At 69.5% G+C, this 19,001-nt stretch carries 13 protein-coding genes and 2 pseudogenes; 4 read left to right on the top strand and 11 right to left on the bottom strand.

Annotated features, from left to right (window positions below; genetic code table 11):
• From HZ992_RS10310 to grpE, 6 genes and pseudogenes are all read right to left on the bottom strand, one after another.
• Window positions 1-1,647: a phosphoethanolamine transferase gene (locus HZ992_RS10310; protein WP_245213423.1), complete on the bottom strand. Its 1,647-nt coding sequence runs from the start codon at window positions 1,645-1,647 to the stop codon at window positions 1-3.
• Window positions 1,648-1,723: 76 nt separating this feature from the next.
• Entirely contained in the window at window positions 1,724-3,355 is a 1,632-nt protein-coding gene (locus HZ992_RS10305) for a response regulator (protein WP_209386551.1), read from the bottom strand.
• Window positions 3,356-3,405: 50 nt separating this feature from the next.
• The gene (dnaJ, locus tag HZ992_RS10300; RefSeq protein ID WP_209386550.1) at window positions 3,406-4,569 is read right to left on the bottom strand and encodes a molecular chaperone DnaJ; all 1,164 of its coding nucleotides are present in this window, start codon (window positions 4,567-4,569) and stop codon (window positions 3,406-3,408) included.
• A 112-nt stretch (window positions 4,570-4,681) separates the two neighbouring features.
• Window positions 4,682-5,333, bottom strand: a pseudogene (locus tag HZ992_RS26125) (Hsp70 family protein).
• Between the two features lie 103 nt (window positions 5,334-5,436).
• Window positions 5,437-6,555: pseudogene (locus HZ992_RS26120) on the bottom strand (Hsp70 family protein); the annotation flags it as partial.
• Window positions 6,556-6,696: 141 nt separating this feature from the next.
• Window positions 6,697-7,215: a nucleotide exchange factor GrpE gene (gene grpE, locus HZ992_RS10290; protein ID WP_209386549.1), complete on the bottom strand. Its 519-nt coding sequence runs from the start codon at window positions 7,213-7,215 to the stop codon at window positions 6,697-6,699.
• A gap of 92 nt (window positions 7,216-7,307) precedes the next feature.
• Between grpE and HZ992_RS10285 the strand changes: the two genes are divergently transcribed.
• Complete coding sequence (locus HZ992_RS10285) at window positions 7,308-8,303, top strand: alpha/beta hydrolase family protein (RefSeq protein ID WP_209386548.1); 996 nt, start codon at window positions 7,308-7,310, stop codon at window positions 8,301-8,303.
• A gap of 10 nt (window positions 8,304-8,313) precedes the next feature.
• Here HZ992_RS10285 and HZ992_RS10280 read toward each other — a convergent pair whose 3' ends face one another.
• From HZ992_RS10280 to HZ992_RS10270, 3 genes are read right to left on the bottom strand one after another with little or no spacing between them, the layout of a single operon-like run.
• Window positions 8,314-8,751, bottom strand: coding sequence for an RNA-binding S4 domain-containing protein (locus HZ992_RS10280; protein WP_209386547.1), 438 nt, complete (start codon window positions 8,749-8,751; stop codon window positions 8,314-8,316).
• Window positions 8,748-10,163, bottom strand: a complete 1,416-nt coding sequence (locus HZ992_RS10275; protein ID WP_209386546.1) for a sensor histidine kinase — start codon at window positions 10,161-10,163, stop codon at window positions 8,748-8,750. The genes HZ992_RS10280 and HZ992_RS10275 overlap by 4 nt, the downstream gene beginning before the upstream one ends.
• Complete coding sequence (locus HZ992_RS10270) at window positions 10,160-10,834, bottom strand: response regulator transcription factor (RefSeq protein WP_209386545.1); 675 nt, start codon at window positions 10,832-10,834, stop codon at window positions 10,160-10,162. Before HZ992_RS10270 ends, HZ992_RS10275 begins: the two co-directional genes overlap by 4 nt.
• Before the next feature lie 138 nt (window positions 10,835-10,972).
• On the opposite strand from HZ992_RS10270, the gene HZ992_RS10265 reads away from it, so the two are divergent.
• From HZ992_RS10265 to HZ992_RS10255, 3 genes are all read left to right on the top strand, one after another.
• Complete coding sequence (locus tag HZ992_RS10265; protein ID WP_209386544.1) at window positions 10,973-11,929, top strand: tripartite tricarboxylate transporter substrate binding protein; 957 nt, start codon at window positions 10,973-10,975, stop codon at window positions 11,927-11,929.
• A 73-nt stretch (window positions 11,930-12,002) separates the two neighbouring features.
• Window positions 12,003-12,497: a tripartite tricarboxylate transporter TctB family protein gene (locus tag HZ992_RS10260; protein ID WP_209386543.1), complete on the top strand. Its 495-nt coding sequence runs from the start codon at window positions 12,003-12,005 to the stop codon at window positions 12,495-12,497.
• An 83-nt stretch (window positions 12,498-12,580) separates the two neighbouring features.
• On the top strand, window positions 12,581-14,077 hold the full coding sequence (locus HZ992_RS10255) for a tripartite tricarboxylate transporter permease (RefSeq protein WP_209386542.1): 1,497 nt from the start codon (window positions 12,581-12,583) through the stop codon (window positions 14,075-14,077).
• A 24-nt stretch (window positions 14,078-14,101) separates the two neighbouring features.
• Here HZ992_RS10255 and hemH read toward each other — a convergent pair whose 3' ends face one another.
• Both hemH and HZ992_RS10245 read right to left on the bottom strand, forming a co-directional pair.
• Window positions 14,102-15,190 (bottom strand): ferrochelatase, encoded by a 1,089-nt coding sequence (gene hemH, locus HZ992_RS10250; protein WP_209386541.1) that lies wholly within the window; start codon window positions 15,188-15,190, stop codon window positions 14,102-14,104.
• Between the two features lie 50 nt (window positions 15,191-15,240).
• Window positions 15,241-18,999: a PAS domain S-box protein gene (locus HZ992_RS10245; RefSeq protein WP_209386540.1), complete on the bottom strand. Its 3,759-nt coding sequence runs from the start codon at window positions 18,997-18,999 to the stop codon at window positions 15,241-15,243.
• Window positions 19,000-19,001: the final 2 nt, after the last annotated feature.

Below are 19,001 nucleotides of genomic sequence, written 5' to 3'. Positions count from 1 at the left end.
TCAGGGCTGGCGGCACGCCGCGAAGGCGTCGAGTTCGGCGCGGTACTCGCCGGCGCGGATGCCCAGAGCGCCGCTCACCGTGTGGAACAGGTGGTCGTGGCTGATCGGCCGGTCGCGCTGCTCGGCCAGGCAGGCCTTGCGCAGCCCGGCCGCCTGCTCGGTCTGAGCGGGCAGCCACACGACCATCGGCACATGGACCTGCTCGCGCGGCGCCACCGCGTAGGGCAGGCCGTGCAGGTACAGGCCGTTCTCGCCCAGCGATTCGCCGTGGTCCGAGACGTACAGCAGCAGCGGGTCGAACGCCCCCTGCTGGCGGCCCAGCCAGGCGATCGACTGCGCCAGCACGTGATCGGTGTAGGCGATCGAGTTGTCGTAGGCGTTGACCAGCGCCTGCCGGTCGCACTGCTGCAGCACGTTGGTCAGGCACTCGGGCTGGAAGGGCTTGCGATCGGCCGGAGCGCGGCGCCAGTAGGCCGGCCCGTGGCTGCCCATCTGGTGCAGCACGAGGAGCACGCCGTTTGCGCGGCGTGCCGGATCGAGCGCGGCCAGTCGCGCATCCAGCCCGTGCAGCAGGGCTTCATCGAGGCACTCGCCATCGCTGCACAGGGTGGCGGGGGCACCCTCCGAAGCCATGCCATTGGGCACGCGCTCGCACAGCCCCTTGCAGCCGGACTGGTTGTCCAGCCAGAGCACGGCCAGGCCGGCACGCTGCGCCAGGTCGAGCAGGTTCTCGTGCTCGCGCTCGCGCGACTCGTAGCCGGCGCGGCCGAGGTGCGAGAACATGCAGGGCAGCGAGGCCGCCGTGTTGGTACCGCAGGACGTGACGTCGCGGTAGCTCACCACACCCAGCGTCGCGAGCTGCGGATTCGTCGGCCGCTCGTAGCCGTTGAGCGAGAAGTGGTCGGAGCGCGCCGTCTCGCCGACCACCAGCAGCATCAGCGGCGGACGCGCACCGGCAGCACGCGGCGCCAGCGTCGCACCGACACCGATCGCCTCCGGCGGCCCCTTGGGCCGCGCGTTCGCCTGGTGCGCCAGCGAGCCGAGCGCATAGAACGAGTTCAGCGGGTTGATCAGGTAGCGCATCGACTTGTGGTTGCGCATGGTCGCGGACAGGTCGGCGAACAGCGCGAACAGCAGCACCGCCAGCAGCGCGATGCCGGCGAGCATCGCACCCAGGTTGCGCGAGAGCTGGGCGACGAAGCTCAGGCGACGCACCGGCAGACGCCACATCAAGGCGATCGGCAGGGCCGCGATGAACAGCAGGCTCATCACCAGGCGCAGGCTGATCAGGTCGCGCGTCTCGGTCGCGTTGGTCTGCAGCACGTTGACCATCATGGTCGGGTCGATGACGACGCCGTAGGTGCCCATGAAGTGCGCACCGGCGGCCGCCGGCACGAGGAAGAGCGCGGCCGCCGGCTTGATGGCGCGGCGCCAGGCGGCCACGCACAGCAGCACGAAGGTCAGCGACGCGATCATCGCGCCGAAGCCAGCGATGAACAGCGCGCCGCGCAGACTCGCGTTCTCAGGCAACGCGAGCAAGGCCCGCCACAGCGGCCAGTTGGCGAAGGCGGCGACCCACAGGCTGGTGATCAAGGCCAGCGTCAGCGGATTCCACTCGCGCGACGCAAAGGACATCGGTCTGGACATGCCCGGCATTGTCGGTCCCCCGCCTTGCCCCGGCGTTAAGGACGGGTTACGGCTGGCCGCGGTCGGCGATGGAACCTCAGTGGCGCAGCGTCAGCCCGCCCGAGGAACGCCCGGCGCTGGTGCCCAGGGCGACCTGGGTGCCTCGCGTGCAGAAGCGGCGGCGCAGCCCGGCGATCTGATCGCCGAGTTGCTCGCAGTCGGCGATCTTGGCGCCGTGGCGGTTCAGCACCAGGCCGGCCATGTCGAGCAGCTTGGCGTTCAGCGTCGAGCCGCCGAGCTCGAGCAGCGAGCGCACGGTGGCTTCGTGCGCGCCGTTCAGGCTGTTCGTCATGGCCTTCTCGGCCGCGGTGGTGATCGTCTGGTGCGCGGCGCGCACGAGGGCCTCGAAAGGCGGGTGCGGCGCACAGGCCATGCACAGCATGTCGGTGGAGGCCTTGGAGGCACAGAAGCGTCGTGCCAGGTCCATCACCCAGCTGTCGGCTTCGGGCAGCTGGATCTCGGTCCCGCTCATGCGCGAGAGTGCGGCCAGCAGGTTGGCGGCCGCCTCGAAGTCGAAGTCCTCATCGCGGATCTGTGCGGCCAGCGTGGTGGCTGCGCGCATCGCATTGCCGACCTGGCGCTCGACCAGCGCCTGCAGGATGCGCGCAGTCTCGAGGAAGCGTCGCAAGCGGGCGCTTTCCGGCCGCTTCTCGACAGCGCGCTCGATGTGGCTGCAGGCGCGCACGAAGGCCTTCGTGTCACGCGTGTCGTGGTGCAGCAGCACCAGCAGCACGAGCGATTGGCAGTCGAACATCTTCGAGCTGATGCCGATGCGCACCGTGCGCTCCAGCGCGTCGGTCGCCTCGGCAGCCTCGCCCATGTAGAAGGCCAGCATGCCCTGCTTCTGCAGGCGGCTGATGCTCGCCGGCGTGAGCTCGGTGGCGGTGCGGTAGGTCTCCAGCGCCGCCGTCATGTCGCCTTGTTCGACCTGCACCCGGCCCATCACGTCGTAGGCGTCGGCGTAGGTCGGCTGTTCGCCGATCAGGCTCTCCAGCGTGCGCGTGGCCTGCTGGAGCTGGCCCGATTCGAGTTCGACGCGGGCGATGCCCAGCTTGGCCCAGGGCGCGGCGCGGGCTTCGCGCACCGCTTCGTAGAGGTAGCGCGCCTTGTCGAGCTGGTTGAGCCGCACCCACAGTTCCGCGCCGACGCGCGCGGCGTACAGCCAGTATTCGCCCCGCTGCTCGAAACGCTCCTGGCAGAGCCTGGCGGCGGTCTCGAAGTCCTCTTCGGCGATCGCCTCGAAGATCGGGCCGAGCACCTTTTTGCGGTGGCGCGCCTGCAGCACCCGCTGCTCGAGCGCACTGGCGGTGTGGGGCTTGAGCAGGTAGCTGTCGAGGGCCGCCTCGGCGGCCTCGGCGACGTGCGTGTAGCCGGCCTCGCCGGTGACCATCACGAACACGGTGGAGTAGGGCAGCAGCTGCGAGCGGCGCAGGTCGTCCAGCAGGTCCTGCCCGGACATCGGCGAGTGGTCGAAGTGGTAGTCGCACAGCACCACGTCGAAGGTGCGGCCTTCGAGCATGCGTCGCGCGTCGGCGGCACGGCTGGCGTGCGCCACGTGGCCCACGCCCATGTCGCGCAGCATCCCGCTGAGGATGCTCCGCGAGGTCATGTTGCCATCGATCACGAGGGCGCGGCAGTCGCCGATATCGGGGTACAGCAGACGTGCCATGAAGGCTTCAGACGAGGTCGGAAAGCCTTCTTATCGGCACGCCCCCCGGCTTACTTGAACAGGTCGCGCACCCGGTCCGTCCAGCTCTTGGCGTTGGGCGAATGTTTGTCGCCGCCCTTGCGGAACGACTCCTCGAGCTCTTTGAGCAACTTGCGCTGGTGTTCGGTGAGCTTGATCGGCGTTTCCACCGCCACGTGGCAATACAGGTCGCCCGGGTAGCTGGAGCGCACGCCCTTGATGCCCTTGCCGCGCAGCCGGAAGGTCTTGCCGTGCTGGGTGCCCTCGGGCAGCTCGATCTCGGCCTTGCCGCTGAGCGTGGGCACCTCGATGCCGCCGCCCAGCGCCGCCGTGGTCAGGCCCACCGGCACGGTGCAGTGCAGGTCGTCGCCGTCGCGCTCGAAGATGTCGTGCTGTTTGACACGGATCTCGATGTACAGGTCGCCTGGCGGGCCGCCGTTGGTGCCCGGCTCGCCGTTGCCGCTGGAGCGGATGCGCATGCCCTCGCCGATGCCGGCGGGGATCTTCACTTCCAGCGTCTTGTTCTTCTTGATCTTGCCCTGGCCGCTGCAGGTCATGCAGGGGTCGGGGATGATCTTGCCGGTGCCGTGGCAGTGCGGGCAGGACTGCTGAATGCTGAAGAATCCCTGGCGCATGTGCACCGTGCCCGCGCCGTTGCAGGTGCTGCAGGTCTTCGGGCTGGTGCCGGGCTTGGCGCCGGTGCCGTGACAGGTTTCGCAGCTTTCCCAGCTCGGGATGCGGATCTGGGTTTCCTTGCCGTGGGCGGCTTCCTCGAGCGTGATCTCCATCGCGTAGCTCAGGTCACTGCCGCGGAACACCTGCTGCCCGCCGCCGCCGCGGCGCGGGCCGCCCTGGCCGCCGAAGATGTCGCCGAAGATGTCGCCGAAGGCCTCGGCGAAGCCGCCAAAGCCGTCGGCGCCCGGGCCGCCCGGACGAAAGCCCGCGCCGCCCATATTCGGGTCGACGCCGGCATGGCCGTACTGGTCGTAGGCGGCGCGCTTTTGCGCGTCCGACAGCATCTCGTAGGCCTCCTTGGCCTCCTTGAACTTCTCTTCGGCCTTCTTCGCGTCGTCGCCGTCACCCTGGTTGCGGTCAGGGTGGTGCTTCATGGCCAGCTTGCGGTAGGCCTTCTTGATATCGTCCTCGGAGGCGTTCTTCGCCACGCCGAGAGTCTCGTAGTAGTCGCGCTTTGCCATGCAATTTCTCAGTGCTTCACAACGCAGAACGCCGCGTTGACGTGCAGGCGAGGCCTGTCACATCGAACGCGGCGAGACAGGACGGCAGCCCGCGAGCGGGCTGTCCGTCTGGTCACTTCTTGACTTCCTTGAAGTCGGCGTCGACCACGTTGTCGTCGGCCGGCTTGGCCGAAGCCTGAGCGCCCTGCGGCGCTTCCGCGCCACCAGCCGCGGCCTGTGCTGCCTGCGCGTCCGCGTAGACCTTCTCGCCCAGCTTCTGGCTGGCTGCCATCAGCGCTTCGGTCTTGGCCTCGATGTCGGCCTTGTCCTCGCCCTTGAGCGATTCCTCGGCGTCCTTCAGCGCGGCCTCGATCTTCTCCTTCTCGCCAGCGTCGAGCTTGTCGCCATGCTCGCCCAGGCTCTTGCGCACCGAGTGCACCATCGCATCGGCCTGGTTGCGCGCCTGCACCAGCTCGAGCTTCTTCTTGTCCTCGGCCGCGTTCAGCTCGGCGTCCTTCACCATCTTCTGGATCTCGTCCTCGTTGAGGCCCGAGTTCGCCTTGATGGTGATCTTGTTCTCCTTGCCGGTGGCCTTGTCCTTCGCGCCGACGTGCAGGATGCCGTTGGCGTCGATGTCGAAGGTCACCTCGACCGGCGTGCGCGCGCGGCGCCGGCGGGATACCGGAGGTCGAACTGGCCCAGGCATCTTGTTGCTGAGGCGGCGATCTCGCGCTCGCACTGCGGATGGTAACCGCGGTCTGGTTGTCGTCGGCCGTCGAGAACACCTGGCTCTTCTTGGTCGGGATCGTCGTGTTGCGCTCGATGAGGCGCGGCGAACACGCCGCCCAGCGTCTCGATGCCCAGGCTCAGCGGGGTCACGTCGAGCAGCAGCACGTCCTTGCGGTCGCCGGCCAGCACCTGGCCCTGGATGGCCGCGCCCACGGCCACGGCTTCATCCGGGTTGACATCCTTGCGCGGCTCCTTGCCGAAGAACTCCTTGACCTTGTCCTGCACCTTGGGCATGCGCGTCATGCCGCCGACCAGGATCACGTCGTCGATGGCGCTCACGGCCACGCCAGCATCCTTGATGGCGGTGCGGCACGGCGCGATGGTGCGCTCGATCAGCTCCTCGACCAGCGACTCCAGCTTGGCGCGCGTGAGCTTGATGTTCAGGTGCTTCGGGCCCGAGGCATCGGCGGTCACGTAGGGCAGGTTGATGTCGGTCTGCGTGCCGTTCGAGAGTTCGATCTTCGCCTTCTCGGCGGCTTCCTTCAGGCGCTGCAGCGCGAGCACGTCCTTCGACAGGTCGACACCTTGCTCCTTCTTGAACTCGGAAACGATGTAATCGATGATGCGCTGGTCGAAGTCCTCGCCGCCGAGGAAGGTGTCGCCGTTGGTCGACAGCACCTCGAACTGCTTCTCGCCGTCGACATCGGCGATCTCGATGATCGAGATGTCGAAGGTGCCGCCGCCCAGGTCATAGACGGCGATCTTGCGGTCGCCCTTGCCGTGCTTGTCCAGGCCGAAGGCCAGCGCGGCCGCGGTCGGCTCGTTGATGATTCGCTTCACGTCCAGCCCGGCGATGCGGCCGGCGTCCTTGGTGGCCTGGCGCTGGCTGTCGTTGAAGTACGCCGGCACCGTGATCACCGCCTCGGTGACCTCTTCGCCGAGGTAGTCCTCGGCGGTCTTCTTCATCTTGCGCAGCACCTCGGCGCTGATCTGCGGCGGCGCGAGCTTCTTGCCGCGCACCTCGATCCACGCATCGCCGTTGTCGGCCGCGGTGATCTTGTAGGGCATCAGGTCGATGTCCTTCTGCACTTCCTTCTCGGTGAACTTGCGGCCGATGAGTCGCTTGGACGCATACACCGTGTTCTTCGGGTTGGTGACGGCCTGGCGCTTGGCCGAGGCACCCACCAGCACTTCGCCGTCTTCCTGGTAGGCGATGATCGACGGCGTGGTGCGTGCACCCTCGCTGTTCTCGATCACCTTGGTGGTGTTGCCTTCCATGATGGCCACGCACGAGTTCGTGGTGCCGAGGTCGATGCCGATGATCTTTGCCATGTGTGTGCTCCTGAGAACGGGTTTCCGGTTGTCTTCGAGTTGTGGATAACTGCGGCTATTTCAAGGGTGAACAGCCTGTGGAGTTCGTCACTTCGGCGCGGCCACGGTGACCAGCGCGGGGCGCAGCACGCGCTCGGCGATCAGGTAGCCCTTCTGCAGCACGGCCACCACGGTGTTGGCCTCCTGCTCCGCCGGCACCACGCTGATCGCCTGGTGCTGGTGCGGGTCGAATTTGCTGCCGGCTGCGGGGTTCAGCTCGATCACCTTGTTGCGCTCCAGCGCGGCGCTCAGCTGGCGCAGCGTGGCGTGGACGCCCTCGAGCAATTGCTCGTTGGTGGCCGCGGGGATGGCGATGGCCGCCTCCAGGCTGTCCTTCACCGGCACCAGGCTCTCGGCGAAGCTCTCGATGGCGTACTTGCGCGCCTTCGACATCTCTTCCTCGGCGCGGCGGCGGGTGTTCTCGGCCTCGGCCTTGGCGCGCAGGTAGGCATCCGACATGTCGGCGTGCTTGGCCTGCAGTTCCGTGAACTGTGCCTGCAGGTCGAGCGCCTGCGATGCCGGCTCGGCGGCTTCGGGGGTCTGGGGAGCTTGTTCGTGGTTCGACATGACGGGTCAAAAGGGGTGCAGGCCTCGACCTTGGGGCGGAGGCCGTGCTTTCAAGAGGGACTTTCGCGGAAAACGCGCCAGAATCCGCTGCCATGAATCGCCGAGACCTGCTTGCCGCCGGCCTGGCGTCCGCCTGGGCGTCCGGCCGCGCCTGGGGGGCGCCGCCTGCGGCCTTCGAGGACCAGACCTGGCAGGATCCGGCGCGTCAGCGCGAACTGCCGGTGCGCGTTCGCTGGCCAGCCGGCGACGGCCCTTGCGGCCTGGTCATCCACTCCCACGGCCTGGGCGGCAGCCGGGCCGGGGGTGCCGTCTGGGGCGAGGCCTGGCAGGCCGCGGGGCTGGCCGCGCTGCACCTGCAGCACCCGGGCAGCGACAGCAGCATCTGGCAGTCGGGATTGCGCGGCGCACGCCAGGCGGCTGGGGCGGAGCAGTACCTCGCGCGCATCGCCGACGCGCATTTCGCCATCGACGAAGTGCTGCGCCGCCAGGCCGCCGGCGGCGCCTGGGCGCGGCTGCGTGGCGATGCGATCGGCTTCTCGGGTCATTCCTTCGGCGCCCGTCTCACCCAGGCGGTCGCCGGCGAACGGCCGGCGCGTACAGGGCGCTCGGCCAGCGTGGCGCGCATCGCCGACCCGCGCCCGCGGGCCTTCATCGCCTTCAGCCCGGGCTTCAACGAGCGCGACGGGCTCGACGACGCCGCCATGGCGGCGCGATTCGGCGCGATCGCGCGTCCCTTCCTCGCCATCACCGGCACCGACGACGACGCGATGATCGTCGGCGATGCCAGCAATGCGGCGCGCCGCGCCGTCTATCGCGGCCTGCCGGCGGGGCAGAAGGCGCAGCTGGTGCTGGCCGGGGCGGACCACATGACTTTCGGCGGTGGCACCGGCATGGCCGAGGCGCGCGAGGGCGGTCGCCGGTTGCGTCGCGGGCCCCAGGCCGCCGCGCTGCAGTCGCTGCACCAGCGCGTGGTGGCGGGAGTCTCCGCCGACTGGTGGCGCTGGCACCTGCTCGGCGACGCGTCCGCCAAGGAGCGCCTGCGGGCGCCCGCCGGGCTGGCTGCAGGCGACCTCTGGGAGCTGGGCTGAGGCGGGTCGTTCAGGAGCGTCCGCGCGGCGGCGGCTCGACTGCGGCGCTCCAGCGATCCCAGTCGGCCAGCTTGCGGCGATCGCGCTTGGTCGGCCGCCCTTGTTCGATGGTCTGCGCCGGCTCGGTTCCGAAACGCCGCTGCTCGGCCTGCTTCGCACGCAGGGCGATGCTCTCTTCGGTCTCGGCATACAGCGCCTGCGCCACCGGCGCCGGCCCGCGCACATGGCTCAGCCCATGGACCTGCACGGTGCGCGCGCTCTGCTGCTGGCGCAGCTCGATCGTGTCGCCCTCGCGCACCTCCCGCGAGGGCTTGGCCGCCTGGCCGTTGACCTGCACGCGTCCCTTGGCGATCTCGTCGGCGGCCAGGCTGCGCGTCTTGTAGAAGCGTGCGGCCCACAGCCACTTGTCCAGGCGCACTCGGGTCTTGTCGCTGTCGTCGTCGCTCATCGATCGGGATTGTCCGCCAAGGGCACGCGCACCGTCGCGTCCAGCCCGACGACGCGGCCGCTGGCGAGCCGGTTGTCCAGCGACAGGCTGCCGCCGAGCGAGCCGACGATCTCGTGGCAGATCGCCAGGCCGAGGCCCGAGCCACCGCCGCGTTCGCCGGCGGCGAAGGACTGGAACAGACGCTCGCGCAGTTCGGGCGCGAGACCCGGGCCGCTGTCGGCGATGGTCAGGGCTGCGGTGCGGCCGTCGCTGACGACTCGCATGGCCAGCGTGCCGCCTTCGCGGCACAGCTTGATGGCGTTGTGCAGCAGGTTGCGCGTGAGTTCGCGCAGCGCCCACTCGTGGCCGCGCACCGGCGCGGGCACGGTGGCGATCTCGAAGTCGAGCTGGCGCTGCGCGATCAGCGCGCCCAGGTCGAGCGCCACGGCGCGGGCGATCTCTGCCCAGTCGAGCACCGGTGCATCACCCTGTTGGCGCAACTGCTCGACCTTGGCCAGCGCCAGCATCTGGTTGGCCAGCTGCGTGGCGCGGTCCACCGTGTGGTTGATCTCGTGCAGCGCCTGCACCGGTTCGACGTCACCGCGCAGCGCCGATTGCAGCTGTGTCTTCAGCACCGCCAGCGGCGTGCGCAGCTGGTGCGCGGTGTCGCGCACGAAGCGCTTCTGGTGGTCCAGCAGGTGGGCGAGCCGGCCCATCACCTGGTTGGTGGCGTCGACCAGCGGTTGCAGCTCGCGCGGCGCATCGGCGGCGGCGATCGGCGAGAGGTCGTTCTCGGCGCGGCCGCGCAGCTGCGCGCTGAGCTCGCGCACCGGTCGGGTCGCACGCTGCACCACCCACAGCACCACGCCGATCAGCACGGCCAGCAGCGCGGCCTGCCGCCACAGCGTGTCGACGAGGATCTGCCGCGCCAGCGTCTGGCGCAGCTCGAGTGTCTCGGCCACCTGGACGGTGGCCACGCCGCGCCCCTCGACGCTGGCCACCGGCTGCAGCAGCACGGCCACGCGCACCGGCTGCTCGCGGTAGACGTCGTCGTAGAAGTCGACCAGCGCCGCATACGGGCCCTTGTCGGGCAGCTTGCCGCGCCAGGCCGGCAGGTCCTCGAAGCCCGACACCATCTCGCCCTGGAAGCCGCTGACCTTGAAGAACATGCGGCTGCGGTTGTCGGCTTCGAAGGCCTCGAGCGCGGAGTAGGGCACGGTGGCGCGCACTCGCGCCGCGTCGCCGGCGCCACTGACCTCGAGCTGCTCGCCGATCGACTTGGCGCTGGCCAGCAGCGTGCGGTCGTAGGCCGTGTCGGCCGCGCGCAGCGCCTGGCGGTACAGGCTGACCGTGTTGACCAGCACCCCCAGCAGCACTGGCAGCAGGATGCCCAGCAGCAGCTGGCTGCGCAGCGAAAGCTGCCCCAGCCTCACGCCGCGGCCTTCAGCAGGTAACCCAGGCCGCGCAGCGTCACCAGTTGCACGCCGGTGGCGGCGAGGCGCTTGCGCAGCCGGTAGGCCACCACCTCGATGGCATCGGCCTGCACCGCTTCGCCGGGGAACACGGTCTCGACCAGACGCTCCTTGGCCAGCGCCTGGCCGGGGCGGGCGAGCAGGGCGCGCAGCATCGCGGCTTCGCGGGGCGTCAGCTCCATCGGCGTGCCGTTCAGGCAGACGGCGCCGCTGGGGCCGTCGACGCTCAGGCCGGCGAAGGCCGGCGCTGCGGTGTCGCTCGTACCGGGCAACTCGCGCCGGCGTGCCAGCGCACGGATGCGCGCCTCGAGTTCGTCGAGGTCGAAGGGTTTGGGCAGGTAGTCGTCCGCGCCGCTGTTCAGGCCGAGGATGCGATCGCCCACGGTACCGCGCGCGGTGAGGATGAGCACGGGCGTGCGCAGTCCCTCGGCACGCGCCTGCGTGAGCACCTGCAGGCCGTCCAGGCCGGGCAGGCTGAGGTCGAGCAGCACCACGTCGGGAACGCTGGCACGCCAGCGGTCGAGGGCGCGGGCGCCGTCGGTGCACGGCACCACCTGGATGCCGCGACGCTGGAACGAGCGCTGCAGCGTGGTCTGCATCGCGGCGTTGTCTTCGATCAGCAGCAGCTTCATCGGGGGCGCCAGTCTCGGCGATCGGGCGCGGGTCCAGACGCCAGTGATCCTAGAGCTTTCCCTAGGTGAACGGACAGCCGACTGACAGCTTTTGCGCCGAACATCGGCCCACTCGCAATCCAGCAAGGAGACACCCGCATGCGTCGCGACACCTTCCTCCGCTCCCTGGCCGCCCTGGCCGCCGCCGGCGCGCTGCCGCTGTCGGCCCGCGCCAGCGCCAACCTGAAGATGATGATTCCCGCCAACCCCGGCGGCGGCTGGGACAGCACGGGCCGCGCGCTCGGCAAGGCGCTGCAGGAAGCCGGCGCCGCATCGGTGAGCTTCGACAACAAGGGCGGCGCCGCCGGGGCCATCGGCCTGGCGCAGTTCGTCAACGCCAACAAGGGCGACGCCAACGCGATGATGGTGATGGGCGCCGTCATGCTCGGCGGCATCATCACCGGCAAGCCGCCGGTGAGCCTGTCGCAGGCCACGCCGATCGCGCGCCTGACCAGCGAGTACAACGTCTTCGTGCTGCCGGCCAATTCGCCGCTGAAGACCATGAAGGACGTCATCGAGCAGCTCAAGAAGGACCCGGGCAGCGTCAAGTGGGGCGGCGGCTCGCGCGGATCCACCGAGCACATCGCCGCGGCGATGATCGCCCGCGAGGTCGGCGTCGACCCGGCGAAGATCAACTACGTGGCCTTCCGTGGGGGTGGCGAGGCCACCGCGGCCATCCTGGGTGGCAACGTCACCATCGGCGGCAGCGGCTACAGCGAGTTCGCCGAGTACATCACCACCGGCAAGATGCGCGCGATCGGTGTCACGTCCGAGAAGCGCCTCAAGGGCATCGACGTGCCCACGCTGAAGGAGCAGGGCGTCAATGTCGTGATCGGCAACTGGCGCGGCGTGTACGGCGCCAACGGCATCACCGCCGAGCAGCGCAAGGCCTTGACCGACATGGTGGTGAAGGCCACCAAGACCAAGGCCTGGGGCGAAGCGCTCGAGAAGAACGGCTGGACGCCGGCACTGCTGGCCGGTGCCGATTTCGAGAAGTTCGTCGACGACGAGTTCGCCAGCCTGCGTGCGGTGATGGCCAAGTCCGGGATGATCTGATGAGCGCGCCGGGCCGTCCCAAGCGCGAAGGGTCCCGCTTGGCGGGACCGGCCGCAGGCCGTAGGGTGCTCACATGAACATGCGGCAGGCGCTGGTCGGCGGCGGTACGCTGGTGATCGGCGCCGTGCTGGTGGCCGGCGCGACGCAGATCAGCAGCGAGGCCGGCTACGGCGGGGTCGGCCCCAATTTCCTGCCCTGGGTGGTCGGCTTCGCCTTGCTCGCCTGCGGCGCCTTCCTGGTCTGGGAGGCGGCCAGCGGCGGCTACCGCGCGATGGAAACGCCGTCGGGCGACGAACGCGGCCACTGGCCGGGCTTCGTGTGGGTGTCGGTGGCGATCCTCGTCAACGCGGCGCTGATCACCACCATCGGCTTCATCCTGAGCTGCGCGCTGTGCTTCGTGCTGGCGGTGCGCGGCTTCAAGTCGGCCGAAGGTCGGCTCGACCTGTCGCCAAAGGCCTGGCTGATCGACCTGGCCATCGGCGCGGCCATCGCTGCGCCCGTCTACTGGATGTTCACCAAGTTGCTGGCCATCAACCTGCCTGGCCTCACATCGACCGGCTGGCTTTGATGACAGCCCCCTTCGTCGCTGCGCTCCGGCCCCCCGAGGGGGCGCAGTCCTTCCTTGGGGCGGCCCGGCGGAAGGCCTGACCAATGGACATCTGGAACAACCTGCTGCAGGGCTTCATCACGGCTGGCACGCCGATCAACCTTCTGTGGGCGCTGCTGGGCTGCACCATCGGCACGGCGGTGGGCGTGCTGCCTGGCATCGGGCCGGCCACGGCGGTGGCCATGCTGCTGCCGATCACGCTGAAGGTCGACCCGACCGCATCGATGATCTTCTTCGCCGGCATCTACTACGGCGCGATGTACGGCGGCTCCACCACCTCGATCCTGCTCAACACGCCGGGCGAGGCGGGCTCCATGGTCACGGCCATGGAGGGCAACAAGATGGCCAAGAACGGCCGCGCCGGTGCGGCGCTGGCCACCGCGGCCATCGGCTCCTTCGTTGCCGGCACCATCGCGACCGTGCTCGTGACCCTGTTCGCGCCGCTGGTGGCCGAGTACGCCGTGCGGCTCGGGCCGCCGGAGTACTTCCTGCTGATGGTGCTGGCCTTCTGCACCGTGTCGGCCGTGCTGGGCAAGAGCACGCTGCGCGGCCTGACGGCGCTGTTCGTCGGCCTGGCGCTGGGCCTGGTGGGCATCGACCAGATCTCCGGCCAGGCCCGCTACACCGGCGGCGTGCCCGAGCTGATGGACGGGCTCGAGGTGGTGCTCATCGCGGTGGGCCTGTTCGCAGTGGCCGAAGCGCTTTACGCGGTGCTCTACGAGGGCCGCACGGTCGAGTCGCAGAACCGCATGAGCAAGGTCCACATGACGGCGTCGGAGTGGCGCCGTTCCTGGCCGGCCTGGCTGCGCGCCACCTTCATCGGCTTTCCCTTCGGCACCATCCCGGCCGGTGGCAGCGAGATCCCGACCTTCCTGAGCTACGCGACCGAGAAGAAGCTGTCCAAGCACAAGGAGGAGTTCGGCACCACCGGCGCCATCGAGGGCGTGGCCGGCCCCGAGGCCGCCAACAACGCAGCCATCACCGCCACGCTGATCCCGCTGCTGACGCTGGGCATCCCGACCTCGAACACCACGGCGATCCTGCTGGGCGCGTTCCAGAACTATGGCATCAACCCGGGGCCGCAGCTGTTCGACAAGAACGCCGCCCTGGTGTGGGCGCTGATCGCCTCGCTGTACATCGGCAACGTGATGCTGCTGATCCTCAACCTGCCGCTGGTAGGCCTGTGGGTCAAGCTGCTGAAGATCCCCAAGCCGCCGCTGTATGCCGGCATCCTGATCTTCGCCACGGTGGGCGTGTACGGCATGCGCCAGTCGGCTTTCGACCTGGTGCTGCTCTACGCGATCGGCCTGCTCGGCGTGGTGATGCGCCGCTACGACTTCCCGACTGCGCCGGTCGTGGTGGGCATGATCCTCGGGCCGCTGGCGGAGGCGCAGATGCGCAATGCGCTGTCGATCGGCGAGGGCCACTGGGGCGTGTTCGTGCAGCGCCCGATGTCGGTGGTGTTGCTCGTCGTGATCGTCACCGTGCTCGGCCTGCCGCGGCTGCTGCGGCTGCGCCGCAAGCTGCGCCGCGCGCCCTGAACGGCCCGCGCTGCGGGGTGTGACCTATTGGGTCGCGCCGGCCGCCAGCGCCCGCTGGCGCTGCGCATCGAGCACGGCCGGATCGGCCGGGTGCGTCGGCCAGCCTTGGAGGTGACGGATGGCGATGTCGGCCAGCGCCGCGATCCACGGGTGGCTGTCGTTCAGGCAGGGGATGTAGTGGAACTCCTTGCCGCCGGCCGCGAGGAAGGCCTCGCGCGCCTCCTGGTCGATCTCTTCCAGCGTCTCCAGGCAGTCGGAGGTGAAGCCCGGGCACATCAGGTCCACCCGCGCGATGCCCTGACGGGCCAGCTCGATCAGCGTCGGCTCGGTGTAGGGCTGCAGCCATTCGGCCTTGCCGAAGCGGCTCTGGAAGGTGACGACCAGTTCGTCCTTCTTCAACGCGAGCCGCTCGCCCAGCAGGCGTGCCGTCTTCAGGCATTCGCAGTGGTAGGGGTCGCCCAGCAGCAGCGTGCGCCTGGGCACGCCGTGGAAGCTCAGCACCAGCCGGTCACCGCGGCCATGCGTCTGCCACTGCGCCAGCACACGTTGCGCCAGGGCCTCGATGTAGCCGGCGTCGTCGTGGTAGCGGTTGACGAAACGAAGCTCGGGCACGTGACGCACCTGCGCCGCCCAGGCGCCCACTGCGTCCCAGGCGCTGGCCGTGGTGGGGCCGGAGTACTGCGGGTACATCGGCAGCAGCAGCACGCGCGTGGCGCCAGCGGCCTTGAGCTCGTCCATCACGCTGGCCACCGAGGGGTTGCCGTAGCGCATGGCGTGGCGCACCACGACGCCATGGCCGCGCTCGCCGAGGTAGCCGCGCAACAGGGTGGCCTGGCGGGCGCTCCAGACCTGCAGCGGCGAGCCTTCGGGCATCCAGATGCTCTCGTACTTCTTCGCCGACTTGGCCGGCCGCACGCGCAGGATGACCCCATGCAGGATCAACCACCACAGCGCGCGGGGAATCTCCACCACCCGCGGGTCGCTGAGGAATTGCGCCAGGTAGCGGCGCAGCGCGGCCGGGGTGGGTGCGTCAGGGGTACCGAGGTTGACGAGCACCACCGCAGTGGTCTCGGGCGTGCCGTGGCGAAAGGGTGGTTCGGGCGCGAAGGTCATGCGGGGGCGTCGGGTGGCCGGCGATTATCGGCGACGCAGCGCATCCGGCTTCAGGCCGGGGCTGCAGGCCGCTGCGCGTCGAGCGCGGCGCTGACCATGTTCAGCTCGATGGGTTTGGTCCAATAGCCCTGGAAGCCGCTGTCGCGTGCGCGCTGCAGGTCTTCGGGCATCGCATCGGCCGAACACATGTAGGCCGGTACCCCGGCCAGTTCAGGCCGCCGGCGCAGGCGCACGAGCAACTCGTTGCCGTTCATGTCGGGCAGGTTGGCATCGAGCACCAGCACCTGCGGCGTCCAGGCCTCCACGGTGCGCAGCGCATCGGCGCCGTTTTCGGCAACCAGCAGTTCGATGCCGCCGAGCACACGCATGGCCTCCTCGAACAGCAGGGCGTTGATGCGGTTGTCCTCCACGTAGAGGACGCGAAGCGCAGGTTGGTCCATGGGGCGCTGTTCCTCGATGACGGGCGGCACGTTGGCCGGCGATGGCGGAGCGGATGCGGGCGGGTCGGCTGCCGGCAGGTCGATGCGCGCCAGCGTGCCGGCGCCGGGCACGCTCGACAGGGTGACCGTGCCGCCCATCAACTCGATCAGGCTGCGCGTGATGACCAGGCCGAGGCCGGAGCCTTCGATGGCCGAGGTCTCGTGGCCCAGGCGCTCGAAGGGCTGGAACAGCCGGGAGAGCTGCTCGTCGGACAGCCCGGAGCCGGTGTCCTCGATGGCGATCACGCAGCGGCCCGGCGGCGCGGGCAGCAGCGAGATCACCACCCAGCCGCCGTTGCGGTTGTACTTGACGGCGTTGGAGACCATGTTCATCAGCACCTGGCGCAGCGAGCGCGCATCGGCGTGCACCCAGCGACCGGCAGGAACCTGGTTGGTCAGCGCGATGCCTTCGCGCAGCGCGGCGGGTCGCATCAGGTCGAGCGTGCTGTCGAGGAAGGGCGCCAGTTCCAGCGCCTGTGGCTGCATCTCGGTGCGGCCTTCCTCGACGCGCTGCAGGTCCAGCACCTCGTTGACCAGCCCGAGCAGGTGCTCGCTGGCCCGCAGCACATGGTCGGCGTACTCGGCCACCTTCGCCGGCCCGCCGTCGGGCTGCAGCTTGAGCAGCTGCGTGAAGCCGATCACCGCGTTCAACGGCGTGCGCATCTCGTGGCTCATGCGCGAGAGGAACTCGCTCTTCGCACGGCTGGCCAGTTCGGCCGCCTGCTTGTCCATCAGGGCCTGCTCGGCCTGCTTGAGTCGCGTGATGTCGGTGTGGATGCCGACCACGCGGCGCGGCCGGCCGTCGGCATGACGCTCGACGATCTTGCCGCGATCGAGCACCCAGATCCAATGGCCGTCGCGGTGGCGCAGGCGGTGCTCGGTCTGGTAGCTCGAGCGCCTGCCGCTGCGGTACTCCGCGATCGCCGCAAGCACCGCCGCGCGGTCGTCGGGATGGATGCGATCGGACCACTCCGACAGCGACGGGCCGATCTCCGATTCGGCGTGGCCGAGCATCTCCTTCCAGCTCTTCGAATAGAAGATCCGGCGCGTGTCCTCGTCGTAGTCCCAGACGCCATCGCCGGCACCTTCGAGGGCGAACTTCCATCGTTCCTCCGCGACAGCCAGCGCCCGCGCGGCGACACGCTGGTCGGTGACGTCGCGGAAAGAGACCAGGCACGAGGCCGCGGGCGAGCCTGCGCCACTCAAGGCCCGAGCGGTGAGCATCATGGTGCGCGTGCTGCCATCGGGCCGATGCAGTTGCAGCGCGCGGTCGCGCACGGGCGGCCCGCCCAGCAGCACCTGGCGCACCGGGTGTTCTGCCTCGGTGAACGGCAGGTCGGCCTCGGTGTGGATGCGATAGCCGAGCTCGCTGAGCCGCCTTCCGCTCAGGCGCTCGGGCGAGCAGGCCAGCATCTCGCAAGCCGACGGGTTGCACGCGACGATGCGCCCGTCAGGGCCGACGACGAGCAGGCCATCGCTGATCGTCGCGGCCACCGAGCGGTAGAGGTCCTCGCTGACGCGCAGGCGCTCCGCGGCGCGCACGCGTTCGGTGACGTCCTTGAGCACGCCCAGGTGCTGCATCACACGACCCTGCGCATCACGGATCGGCACCACGCTCAGCTCGTTGAGGAACTCGCTGCCGTCGCGCCGTCGGTTGCTGAGCACGACCGTGCAAGGCTGTTCGCCAGCGAGCGCCTCGCGCAGCGCGGCGAGGGCAGGCTGGTTGCGATCCGCTCCCTGCAGAAAGCGGCAGTTGCGGCCGAGGGCCTCCTCGCGCGGGTAACCGGTCAGGCGCTCGAAGGCGGGGTTGACGTAGGCGATCGGCTCGTCATCACGGGTGGCATCCGTCACGATGATGGGCACGGAACTGTCGGTCTCGATGGCCCGCTGCAGCACCATCAACTCGCGCTCGAGCTGGCGCAGGTCCGTCAGGTCCCGAGTCAGGTAAAGCACCTGGTTGTCGGGCATCGGCGCCAGTCGGGCCTCGAAGTGGTGCCGCCGGCCGTCGAGCGTGACGCTCTCGTATTCGAATCGCTGGGTTTCGCCCGTGCCGCGGGCCATGGTGAGCGCCGCCTGCGCCATGGTGTCGTAGGGCGGCGTCAGCACCGCGCCCAATCGCTGGCCGCGCTGCTGTTCGAACGGCGCGATCAAGAGCGGATGGTGTTCGTCGCTGCACATCAGCAGGCGGTCGTCCCGATCGACCACGAACCACAGGTCGGGAACCGCCCGCAGCACAGCCGACAGCCGTGCCTCGGTCTCGCGTCGACCTTGTTCGGCGCGGCGCTGCTCCGTCACATCGATCGACAGGTGCACCGTGCTGCCGTCCGGAAGCCGCTTGTCGGACACGAGCACCGTCCGGTCACCGAAGCTCAGTTCCTGGGTTGGCGCATCGGGCGAGGCGAGCGAGAGCCGCCAGCGAACGAATTCTTCTTCGCGGCCAGCCGCATCGGGATAGAGGCCACTGGCCACCATGGTGTTCAGCAGCGACTTCCAGGCGGCGTTCGATGCCTGAACGCGGCCATCGGGCCCGCTGATCATGAGCGCGGCGTGCACCGCATCCATCGCCTGCATCAGCTGCTGGTGGGCCTGCCGGGCCGCGTGTCGTTGTGCCACCTCGGCCGTCACGTCACGCGCCGCGCCGCGATAGCCCTGAAACCGGCCGGATTGATCGAAACGGGGCTGCCCGCTCATCGCGGCCAGCATGGTCCCGTGGGCCGTGTCGCGCTCGCAGATCGCTTCGCGAAACGGTCGATGCGCTTCTCGATCGGCTCGATAGCGGTTCCAGCTCGCCAACTCTTCAGGCCCGGGCGGCGGGCGAACGAAGCGCGACGCATGCGCGCCGATCTCGCGGCTGACCGGCCATCCGGTGTGGCGCTCGGCACTGTCCGACACCCAGGTCACGAAGCCTTCGGCATCGGTCTCCCAGAGCCAGTCGCTGCCCGCGGCGGAGGCCATCCGTTCGCGCTCCAGGATGCTGGTCAACACCCTTTCGTGCAGGCGCGCGTCGAGAAGGGCCGAGGCGACCCGTGCGGCATCGGCGAGGGCCATGTCGCAGGGGCCGCTCGGGCTCCAGAGCTGTACGCAACCGATGCCGAGTTCGCCGATCTGGACGGGCGACGATGCATCCGGCGCCGCGGGCCAGGCACCCTCCGTCGCGCTGGCGACCCAGCGCCTGGAGCCGTTGTCGAGAACCAGCGCCGCACCTTGCGCGCCAGTCTGTCGGCAGACGCTGCGCAGCAACGCGTCCAGCGCGGCGACCAAGTGCGGTGCCTCATCGAGCCGAAGCTCGGCCAGCCAGGCTGCGCGGTCGGCCGAAGCGGACGCGGGCATGG

The sequence above is a fragment of the Rhizobacter sp. AJA081-3 genome (assembly GCF_017795745.1).
Taxonomy (GTDB): Bacteria; Pseudomonadota; Gammaproteobacteria; order Burkholderiales; family Burkholderiaceae_C; genus Piscinibacter.
This window is presented reverse-complemented; position numbering and strand designations above follow the sequence as displayed.